Origin of the sequence: Herbaspirillum sp. YR522, from assembly GCF_000282575.1 — a bacterium.
In the GTDB taxonomy this organism is placed as follows: Bacteria; Pseudomonadota; Gammaproteobacteria; order Burkholderiales; family Burkholderiaceae_D; genus Herbaspirillum.
The window spans coordinates 26,618-36,025 of sequence record NZ_AKJA01000036.1; the positions used below are offsets into that span (position 1 = coordinate 26,618).

Consider the following 9,408-nt stretch of genomic DNA (forward strand, 5'->3'; position numbering starts at 1 on the left):
AGTGACAGGGATCGAAGGCTTGGGGCGTGTTCCAGCGGCGACCGCGCGCGAGGATGACGCGCAGTCGACTGCGCTACCTTACTGGTAAGTCGTGGCGATCTTTTCCGGCAACGGCACGTTGAGCCACTTCTTGACGATGGCATTGAGTTCGCCGCTCTTCTTGGAAGCGGTCAACACCTCGTTGATGCCGCCCACCAGCGCGCCTTCGCCTTTGTTGACGCCGACAAAACAGGTGGACACGTTGATGACGTACTTCAGCACCGGTTTATTGGTCGGGCTCTTCTCGGCCAGCGAATAGGCCACGAAGTCGCCGGTGCCGATGATCTGCACCTGACCAGCGACGTAGGCCGAGACCAGGCCGTTGTTGTCTTCATAACGCTTGATGACGGTCGTCTTTGGCACGGTATCGGTCAGCATGAGATCTTCGAAGGTGCTTCGGGTCACGCCCACGGTCTTGCCTGCCAGGTCCGCCGGGCCGGCGATGGCAAGTGAGCCGGCAGCGAAAACGCTGTTGTTGTAGGGTGCATAGCCTTGCGAGAAATCCATCACCTTTTCGCGCTCTGCATTCTTGCCCAAGGTGGAAATGACCATATCGATCTTGTGCGTCTGCAGAAAGGCGATGCGGCTGGAAGTAGGCACCGGCATCAGTTCGGCCTTCACGCCCAGGCCCTTGGCCACCAGCCTCGCCACGTCGATATCGAGCCCTTGCAACTGCATGTCGCCATTGACCGCGCCATAGGGTGCAAAGTCTTGCGGCACACCGATCTTCACCACGCCGGCCTTCTTGATCGAAGCCAGCGTATCTGCCGTTGCTGCACTGGTAGCGGCGTACAGCGCCATGGATGCGATGAACGCCAAGCTGATAGATTTCATTTTCTTCCCCTGTGGTGTTTTCCGGTCGTGCGCGGATGATTGGATTTTTACCGTCTTGCTGATGGCTGGCAAAGTGTAGCCAACTGTTTTCGCACGTGAAATTACCGAGTTGCGATAGGGAATATGCCTCCCGAGTATATGGGCCGGCACGCAGGGTGGCCCCAGCCGTTGCCCCCCATTTTGGTGCGATCGAGCTCCCGGTTACGGTGCGAATGCCGAACTGCGGCTGGTCGAGTTCGCTGCCCGCATGCCGGTGGTTCTCGACAAGGTCGGAAGCAAATTACCTGCCGCACTCTTGGAAGACGTCGCCTGCTAGACCTTGGGCGCTTTAGTCACGGTGCCGCATCGCTGGCAGCCATGCTCGTCGCTTGTACGAGAGGTCTGGCATAGTGCGCAGCGCCAGGATGGCAAAAAGCCCACCGCAGTGGGCTTCTGGCGTCAGACCGCGCGCTCGGTTAGCGGGGTTATTTACCCAGCGCCTCGGCGGTCACTTCCTGTTCGGCCAGGATGGTCAGTTTTTCATCGGTGGCCTTTTCTTCTTCGAGCGTCTCGCGCAACAGTGCCACGGCTTCGGGATAACCGAGCTTCTTTGCCAGCGCGCATAGCGTGCCGTAGGTCGCGATTTCGTAATGCTCGACCTTCTGCGCCGCGCCAATCAGGGCAGCGTCCAGCACAGGGCCTTTTTCTACTTCCTCGATCTGCTCCTTTCCTTCTTCGACCAGCCCTTCCATCGCTGCGCACTTGATGCGCTTGAGACGGATGCCGGTCGCCTCGACGACCTGGTCGATGCGCTCGATCTGGCCGTGCGTCTCTTCCAGGTGGGCCGTAAACGCCGCCGCGAGATCCGGATTGGTCGCGGCACGTGCCATCTTCGGCAGCGCCTTGGTCAATTGCTTCTCGGCGCTATAGACATCGGAGAGACTGTGGATGAAAAGGTCATTCAGTGATTTAACGCTCATGGGAAACTCCTCGACAATATAGATATTTGCAATTGAACGAATGAAGCGGCGGCTGGCAGGCGGCAATCATGCAGGCAGACCCGTGACTCAACCTTGACGAGGCTTTCCTACGCCGCCGGCGCCGATGCTTTCCAGGCAGGGGGACTAAACCTTCGCTTGCGTGTGAGGCGCTGCATCGCGCAGCAGGAACTGCTGTGTCAGCAACGGCAACTGGTTCAGCAACCAGGCGCTCATTGCTTTTTCCTGCTCGATGATTTCCTTGCAGGCTTGCTCGGTCTGCGTATCACCAGCTTGCCGCGCAGCGGCAATCAGAGTGGTATAGGTCGCGATTTCCAGGTTCTCGAAGACATAGCCGGCCATGGCTCCCTTGATCACCTCATCCGATTGGGTCATTCCTCCTACCGCCTGGCCGAACGCGGCGATTCGCCCGGAGAGGTCCTTCAGGACGGACGGGCTGCTGTCCAGCCGGGCGATGCAGTCCTCCAGGATCTGCTTCTGCCCCAGGGTTTCCTGCAAGTGCTGCTCAATTCGAGCCTTGAGGTCAGGATAATGCTCGATACGACCGGCTTGCGCCTTGAGCATGCTCTCTGCCTGCTGTTCCATGGCATGCGCATCCTTGAGCCAGTTGAGAAGATTTTCTGCCACAGCTGTAGTCATTTCATATCCTTTCGATCCGGACATCCGGACAAGAAAGCGCGGCTGTCACGCCGCGCGATCAATTAGGCACCCTTTGCCAGCTTGCTCAGGTTCGGATCGGCCGACCCGATCTCGGCACCGGTCAATGGGTCGCCATCCGTGGCGGAGGCGGTACGGGCTGCGAACTGTGCCAACGCGGAGTCGCTGTCGGCCGGCAGTTCGACCTGCGCATCGCCTTCGCCACCATCCACGGCCAATAGCGCCTCGCCGTTCTCGCGCCTTTCCCATTGCTCGCCGGAGTTCCACGGGCCTTCTGCTTCGCCGGGGCCGCGCGAGAGATTGAAGTAGACATTCGTGAAGCGCGGATCGCCCTGCGATTTGCCTGGTGGGAAGTTAGGCTTGATCGCGTAGAGCGCCTTTTCGAACGATTTCTGATGCGCGATCTCGCGTGTCATCAAAAATCCCAGTGCTTCCTTGACACCGGGATCGTCGGTCAGGTTGATCAATCGTTCATAGACGATCTTGGCTCGGGCCTCGGCCGCAATGTTCGAACGGAGGTCGGCCGTCGGTTCTCCGATGGTGTCGATGTAGGCTGCGCTCCAGGGCACGCCTGCAGAGTTCACCAGCGGTGCGCCACCGCCATAGAGCACCTGCGTGATGTGACTGTCGTTGCCTGCGGCGGTGATGTCCTTGTAAAGCAGGCCCTCCTCTTCTATCCCTTCGGCCAGCTTGCCCTTGGAGCCTTTGTTCAACATCACCACGATATTGCCGATCACCTCGAGATGGCTCAGCTCTTCGGTGGCGATGTCGAAGAGCATGTCCTTGCGGCCTGGGTCTTCCTCGGCCAACGCCTGGGTGAAGTAACGACATGCGGCCGCCAGTTCGCCTTGCGCTCCGCCGAATTGCTCCAGCATCAAATTGGCTAAGCCAGGGTTGGGGCCGGCAACCCGAACCGTGTATTGCAGTCGCTTGTTGTGCGCAAACATAACTACCTCCGTTAAGAATGAATCCAGCGTGAGAACGAAGCATAGGGAAATGCTGCTCAGCCATACAATCGGAAGGAGGCGTAACGGATCGTAAGATTTTTGCCAGACGTGAAGGAGGAATCAGGACGATGCTGCGGCGGCGTCGTTACCTTGCGAGGTTGATTTCTCCCACGGCATGAAGGCATCCAGGACAATACGCTGCGTTATGGATGAACTTACCCCGGGTTGGAGAAATAACGTATCGGAATGCGGGGGACATCATGGCAGCGTCGGAAGGTAGATGCACCGATGAAGAGGCACGACCAATGGCGTGACGCGTGCAAGCGCGGCCTGCCTGCGCAATGACAGCGCCCGCGCCGGGAAGACCGTCAGCAGCGCCCGTGACAGGCACGGCGCTCAGTCAACGTGATCGGAGCGACTGTGGATGGCCAGGTGCGCATTCAGGACACCGATACTCCTGAGGCTGTTGAAGTCGCGGTAGAGATGTTCGGTATCCCGGATCACCTGGGCCGAATCGCCCCGGCGAATCTCGATGGCCATCCTCCAGCCCCCGGGTACCTCATAGCCTACGATTGTTATATCGTAATTTTTATAACGATACCTATAGGTCAGCGACGCCATGCGGATGTTGGCTCCTGGAAATTCGCCCTGCGATTTAATGTTCAGCAATATGAATCAAAATTCGCCTTATTTCAATCCGCCGCATCGCATTCGTTTCGCGTCCGGCACTGCGCCGGCCGCGGATGTCGTCACGGCGCCGCGCGTTGCCACTGGTGCCCGCCGGAAGGGCGGACCATAATCTGCTGCGGCATCGCGCTCGCTTCGGGCCGGCCACGCCGCATCGACTTGAACAACCAAGGAGGCATGCAATGGATGTTTCTTCCGCACTGGGCGCCGCGCTGGCCGGTCTCGACCTGTGGAACAAGAGCGACGATCTGGATGCGCCCTCCATGGTGCTGCGTGCCGTGATCGTATTCGTAGCGACCCTGACCTTCCTGCGTATCGCAGGTCGGCGCTCGTTCGGCCAGGGAAGTGCCTTCGATCTCTGCCTGATGGTACTGCTCGGCGCGATCCTGGGGCGCGCGGTCGTGGGCGCCTCGGCCATGTATCCAACGCTCTGCGCTGGCGCGACCATCGTCATTCTTCACCGTCTTCTTGCGATCGTTCTCATGCGCTGGCCCGGCCTGGACAACTTGCTCAGCGGCCATGAACGCCAACTGGTTCGACAGGGCCAGGTAGACGAAGACGAAATGCGGGCGGGACTGATCAGTCATACCGACTTGCAGACCGCTTTGCGCAAGAAGGGCGATGGCCTCTCCCTGGATGCGGTCTCCAGCGCGGTACTGGAGAGAAACGGCGAGATCAGTATCCAGCGCAAGCCGGACCGCCAGGACCAATAGTCCTGCCGGTGGTCGGTCGCTGGCATTCCGGGAAGCCCGGAACACGGGGTGGCAGCGACGGTTCCCCCGGTCGATGCGGGGATGGATGACTACGCTCGGCGCCAGGCGGCGTGCGGCACCGGATGATTGTCGAGTGTCACCCGCTGGACTGGAGCACCCTGGTCCGCCAGGCGGAACACGCCCACCAGCTGGCGCAGGTGCTGCGACTGGTCCTGCAGCGATTGCGCCGCCGCGGCGGCCTGCTCCACCAGGGCGGCATTCTGCTGGGTGGCTTCGTCCATGTGGGTGATGGCCTGGTTGACCTGTTCGATGCCGATACGCTGTTCCTGGGTGGCGCTGCTGATCTCACCGACGATGGCCGATACCCGGCGCACGCTCTCGACCACTTCGCCCATGGTGCTGCCGGCCTGCGACACCAGCCTGGTGCCGTTGTCGACCTTGGCCACCGAATCGCCAATCAAGCCCTTGATTTCGCGCGCGGCCGTGGCACTGCGCTGGGCCAGCGAGCGCACCTCGGAGGCGACCACCGCGAAGCCGCGTCCCTGCTCGCCGGCGCGGGCCGCTTCCACGGCGGCATTCAGGGCCAGGATGTTGGTCTGGAAGGCGATGCCGTCGATCACCGCGATGATGTCGACGATCTTGCGCGATGCGTCGCTGATGGCATCCATGGTCGCCACCACCTGCTGCACCACATCGCCGCTGCGCATGGCTACGCTGGAGGCGTCGGCCGCCAGGCGGTTGGCCTCTTGCGCGTTGTCGGCATTCTGGCGCACGGTCGAGGTCAGTTCTTCCATGGCCGCGGCGGTCTGCTCGAGCGAGCCGGCCTGCTGCTCGGTGCGCGCCGACAGGTCGAGGTTGCCGTGGGCGATCTCGCCCGAGGCGGTGGCGATGGTCTCGGCGCTGCCGCGCACGTCGGCGACGATGCGCGCCAGGCCCTGGTTCATCTGCCGCAGTGCCTCCATCAACTGGCCGATCTCGTCGCCCGAGCCAGCCGCGATGTGATTGTCGAGACGGCCGTCGGCCACGTGCTGGGCGACCTCCACTGCGGCCCGTACCGGCCGCGTCACCGAGCGCGTGGCCCAGATCGCAAAAGCCCCGCCCAACAGCACCGCCAGTGCGGCGATACCCAGCATGATCGTAGTCTTGCTGCGGTATTGCGCGGCCGCCTCGTCGGCACTGCGGGTCATCATCGTCGAGCCCACCGCGATGTAGGCCTTGACCCGCCCGACGTAGCGCTCCTGCCGCTGGCGCAGGTCGCCCAGCAGCAGTTGCGTGGCATCCATGGTGGCACCGGTGGAGGCCAGCTTGAGGAACTGCTCCTGGCCGGTGCGATAGGCCGCGCGCAGGGCCAGTATCTCGTCGAAGGACTTGCGGCCCTGCTCGCTGGAGAGCCGACGCTGCAATTCGCCCAGCGCCCCGCCGATGGCCTTCTCGCCGTCATTGATCAGGGCGACCTGCTCCATGACGGCATCGCGGTCGTCCACCAGCAGCAGGTTGCGCATGGCGCTGCCGTTCTCGCTGATCCTGAGCAGGACATCGTTGGCCAGCAGGACTTGCGGATAACGGTCGTCGACGATGCGACGGGTGCCTTCATGCAGGGTGTTGAGACTGCCGATGGCCAGCGCGGTGATCCCTACCAAGAGTGCCAGCACCAGGCCGAAACCGAGCCCGAGGCGGGCTCCGAGTTTGAATTGCGCCGTCATGGCGACTCCCCTCTAAATTAGATTGACCGCTTCGGATTCCCGCTCGTACCGTTCGTTTCCATTAGGCCTATCGGGCCGTATCGAAGACGCTCGTCCGTTGATCCTTCGATACGCCGCTGCGCGGCTACCCAGGCCGAACGGTCTGGATAAGACCGACCAACCCAGCTACCTGCACACCGTTCGGACTGAGCAGGCCCAACGGACCGTATCGAAGACGCTCGTCCGTTGATCCTTCGATACGCCGCTGCGCGGCTACTCAGGCCGAACGGGGTCTGGATAACACCAACCCAATTCAACTACCTCCACCGTTCGGACTGAGTAGGCCCAACGGGCCGTATCGAAGACACTCGTCCGTTGATCCTTCGATACGCCGCTGCGCGGCTACTCAGGCCGAACGGGGTCTGGATAACACCAACCCAATTCAACTACCTGCACCGTTCGGACTGAGCAGGCCCAACGGGCCGGATCGAAGACACTCGTCCGTTGATCCTTCGATACGCCGCTGCGCGGCTACTCAGGCCGAACGGTTTGGATAGGACCGACCAACCCAGCTACCTGCACACCGTTCGGACTGAGTAGGCCCAACGGGCCGTATCGAAGACGCACCGCCGCCAATAGGCATGAAGACAATCCGTGATGAAGCTTAAAAAAAAGGACGGGAAAGACGCTTCCCGTCCCAAGGCACTACGCAACGCCACCCGGCTCTTCGGGCGGCGCGGGCAAAACAAGACTATCCACAGAAGGTGTGGGGTACTACGGGTGCAACAACGACATCAGAACGAGTGGTGCATGCCGATGGTGGTGACCAGCTGGCCGCGACCACCCGAGACACCGGTGGCACCACTGGCGCCGGTACCGTTCATGACAGCGAAGCGGGCGGTGCCACCGGCGCGCTGGTAGGCGGCCTGGGCATACCACTGCGTACGCTTGGAAAAATCATGCACATGCGACAGGCTCAGGGTGTTCCAGCGCGCGCCTTCCAGCTTCGAGAAGCCGTAGCCGAAATTGAGCGTGTCGAGCGTGTTGTAGCGCCATGCCGCGCCCAGGTCGGCGTTCTTCTGCTTGGGCGTGGCGCCCGTCGGCAGGGCCAGCTTGACCTGGGTGTAGTCGGCATTCAGGCGCACCGGACCGATGGTGTAGCCGACGCCGCCAGCATAGGTGGTGAGGCTGTTGAAGACGGTGGCCGCATTGCCCAGGCCGACGCTGGTGAGGAAAGTGCCGGCATAGCCCGCGGCGCGGTTATTGAGCTTCGAATACGCCAGCGCCGCACGCAGCGGTCCGTTGGTGTAGGTGGCGCCCGCGCTGATGTTGCGGCCGTTGGCATTGTCGCCCGCCACTTCGCCGAACCCGACCATCAGGCTGCCCTGGAAGCCGCCGGCGGTGGGCGTGGTGTAGCGCACCGCGTTGTCGAGCTGATAGGTGTTGGCCAGGCTGTCCAGGTTACCCGGGTGGAACAGGTACCAGTTGGTCAGCTGGAAGGCGTTGGACAGCTTGCCCACATAGTCGAACACCACGTCGGGCATGTGGCCCATGGTCACCGCGCCGAAGCTGCCGGCCAGGCCGACGGTGCTGTAGCGGTTGAACAGCTTGCTCGAGTTGGGCACGCTGCCGGAGTCGGTATAGAAGCCGGCTTCCAGCTGGAAGTTGGCCGACAGGCCTCCGCCCAGGTCTTCCACGCCACGAAAGCCGATACGGTCCGGTTGCATCGTGCCTTGATCCAGGCGCGTCACGGAACCGCCGCCGAGGTTGTTGATGTAGGCCACGCCAGCATCCAGGCTACCGTAGATGGTCACGCTGCTCTGCGCACAGGCACCGGCCGACAGGCAGGATGCTGCTGCGGCAATCATTAACTTCTTCATTAAACTCCCCTTCAACGAATAAGCATACCAACGGCCTAGGCCGCATTTGACTCACTGCTTCCAGCCGCCCCGTGCGGATGAAAGGTGACTGCGCCGGATCCCTCCCCCGCCGCGTGGTCGGCTGGCGTGGGGCTTGCCGGGTGGCGCGCTGTCCGGTGATATTTGTTCCACCTATGGATCAACGTTCCACAAATTTAATCAGGCTCAAAAAAATGCCCGGTGCCAGCAGCACGGGCATTACGCGTCCTTGTTCTTCGGCTCAGATATCCAGCAGGAGCCGTTGCCCCTTGCAGCCGGACACGCACACCATCATGGTCTTGCCGGCGGCCCGCTCGGACTTGCTCAACACGCCGTCACGATGGTCCGGCTGGCCTTCGATGACCTTGGTCTCGCAGGCGCCGCAGACCCCTTCGCGGCAGCTATGGTCGACGTTGATGCCGGCATCCAGCAAGGCGTCGAGCAGCGACTTTCCGGCCGGCACCGTGATGCTCTGCTTGCTGCGTGCCAGTTCGGCGACGTAGCTGCCGCCCTGGACCGCTTCCACCTTCTCGGCGGCGAAACGCTCGATATGCACATGGGGCAGGCCCAGTTCTTCGCAGATCGCTTCGAAGGCATTGAGCATCGGCGTCGGGCCGCAGCAATAGAAATGCGCGTCGCGCGGCCTGGATGCCAGGAACCCCTTGAGATCGGGCGGCGTGCCCGCTTCATCGTCGAAATGGCTGGTGACGTTTTGTTCACCCAGCAGTTGCGCCGTGAATGCGGCTTCGGCGCGCGAACGCGCGCAATAGAACAGTTCGGCCGACTTGCCCTGGCCGCGCAGTTGACCGAACATGCAGGAGATCGGCGTGATGCCGATGCCGCCGGCGATCAACACCGAATGGGCCGCGCCCGGCTCGAGCGGGAAGTTGTTGCGCGGTGCCGAGATGGTCAACGTCGCACCTACCCGCAGCGTGTCGTGCACGTAGCGCGAGCCGCCACGGCTGGGGGGGGCC

General features: G+C 62.1%; 9 protein-coding genes. 1 reads left to right on the forward strand and 8 read right to left on the reverse strand.

Going from position 1 to position 9,408, the window contains the following annotated elements:
* Positions 1 to 78: 78 nt before the first annotated feature.
* The 5 genes from PMI40_RS06260 to PMI40_RS24365 form a co-directional block, all read right to left on the reverse strand.
* Positions 79 to 873: a transporter substrate-binding domain-containing protein gene (locus PMI40_RS06260; RefSeq protein WP_008113287.1), complete on the reverse strand. Its 795-nt coding sequence runs from the start codon at positions 871 to 873 to the stop codon at positions 79 to 81.
* Positions 874 to 1,337: 464 nt separating this feature from the next.
* Complete coding sequence (locus tag PMI40_RS06265; protein ID WP_008113290.1) at positions 1,338 to 1,832, reverse strand: ferritin-like domain-containing protein; 495 nt, start codon at positions 1,830 to 1,832, stop codon at positions 1,338 to 1,340.
* Positions 1,833 to 1,976: 144 nt separating this feature from the next.
* Positions 1,977 to 2,489: a ferritin-like domain-containing protein gene (locus PMI40_RS06270; RefSeq protein WP_040501735.1), complete on the reverse strand. Its 513-nt coding sequence runs from the start codon at positions 2,487 to 2,489 to the stop codon at positions 1,977 to 1,979.
* Between the two features lie 62 nt (positions 2,490 to 2,551).
* A complete protein-coding gene (locus PMI40_RS06275) occupies positions 2,552 to 3,454 on the reverse strand; it encodes a manganese catalase family protein (RefSeq protein WP_008113292.1) in 903 nt (300 codons plus the stop codon).
* A 396-nt stretch (positions 3,455 to 3,850) separates the two neighbouring features.
* Positions 3,851 to 3,994, reverse strand: coding sequence for a hypothetical protein (locus tag PMI40_RS24365; RefSeq protein ID WP_238540902.1), 144 nt, complete (start codon positions 3,992 to 3,994; stop codon positions 3,851 to 3,853).
* A 329-nt stretch (positions 3,995 to 4,323) separates the two neighbouring features.
* Here PMI40_RS24365 and PMI40_RS06285 point away from each other — a divergent pair, with 329 nt between their 5' ends.
* A complete protein-coding gene (locus PMI40_RS06285; RefSeq protein WP_008113294.1) occupies positions 4,324 to 4,854 on the forward strand; it encodes a DUF421 domain-containing protein in 531 nt (176 codons plus the stop codon).
* An 89-nt stretch (positions 4,855 to 4,943) separates the two neighbouring features.
* Here the strand turns inward: PMI40_RS06285 and PMI40_RS06290 are convergent, their stop codons facing one another.
* The 3 genes from PMI40_RS06290 to PMI40_RS06300 all read right to left on the reverse strand — a co-directional run.
* Positions 4,944 to 6,557, reverse strand: a complete 1,614-nt coding sequence (locus tag PMI40_RS06290) for a methyl-accepting chemotaxis protein (protein ID WP_008113295.1) — start codon at positions 6,555 to 6,557, stop codon at positions 4,944 to 4,946.
* A 773-nt stretch (positions 6,558 to 7,330) separates the two neighbouring features.
* The gene (locus tag PMI40_RS06295) at positions 7,331 to 8,416 is read right to left on the reverse strand and encodes a porin (RefSeq protein WP_008113296.1); all 1,086 of its coding nucleotides are present in this window, start codon (positions 8,414 to 8,416) and stop codon (positions 7,331 to 7,333) included.
* A gap of 259 nt (positions 8,417 to 8,675) precedes the next feature.
* Positions 8,676 to 9,408, reverse strand: a 733-nt coding sequence (locus PMI40_RS06300; RefSeq protein ID WP_008113297.1) for a PDR/VanB family oxidoreductase, incomplete at its 5' end; no start/stop codon positions are given.

Coding starts and splice junctions, on each gene's coding strand:
- PMI40_RS06295 (WP_008113296.1), bottom strand. CDS start 8,416: ATGAAGAAGTTAATGATTGCCGCAGCAGCATCCTGCCTGTCGGCCGGT.
- PMI40_RS24365 (WP_238540902.1), bottom strand. CDS start 3,994: ATGGCCATCGAGATTCGCCGGGGCGATTCGGCCCAGGTGATCCGGGAT.
- PMI40_RS06275 (WP_008113292.1), bottom strand. CDS start 3,454: ATGTTTGCGCACAACAAGCGACTGCAATACACGGTTCGGGTTGCCGGC.
- PMI40_RS06270 (WP_040501735.1), bottom strand. CDS start 2,489: ATGACTACAGCTGTGGCAGAAAATCTTCTCAACTGGCTCAAGGATGCG.
- PMI40_RS06285 (WP_008113294.1), top strand. CDS start 4,324: ATGGATGTTTCTTCCGCACTGGGCGCCGCGCTGGCCGGTCTCGACCTG.
- PMI40_RS06260 (WP_008113287.1), bottom strand. CDS start 873: ATGAAATCTATCAGCTTGGCGTTCATCGCATCCATGGCGCTGTACGCC.
- PMI40_RS06290 (WP_008113295.1), bottom strand. CDS start 6,557: ATGACGGCGCAATTCAAACTCGGAGCCCGCCTCGGGCTCGGTTTCGGC.
- PMI40_RS06265 (WP_008113290.1), bottom strand. CDS start 1,832: ATGAGCGTTAAATCACTGAATGACCTTTTCATCCACAGTCTCTCCGAT.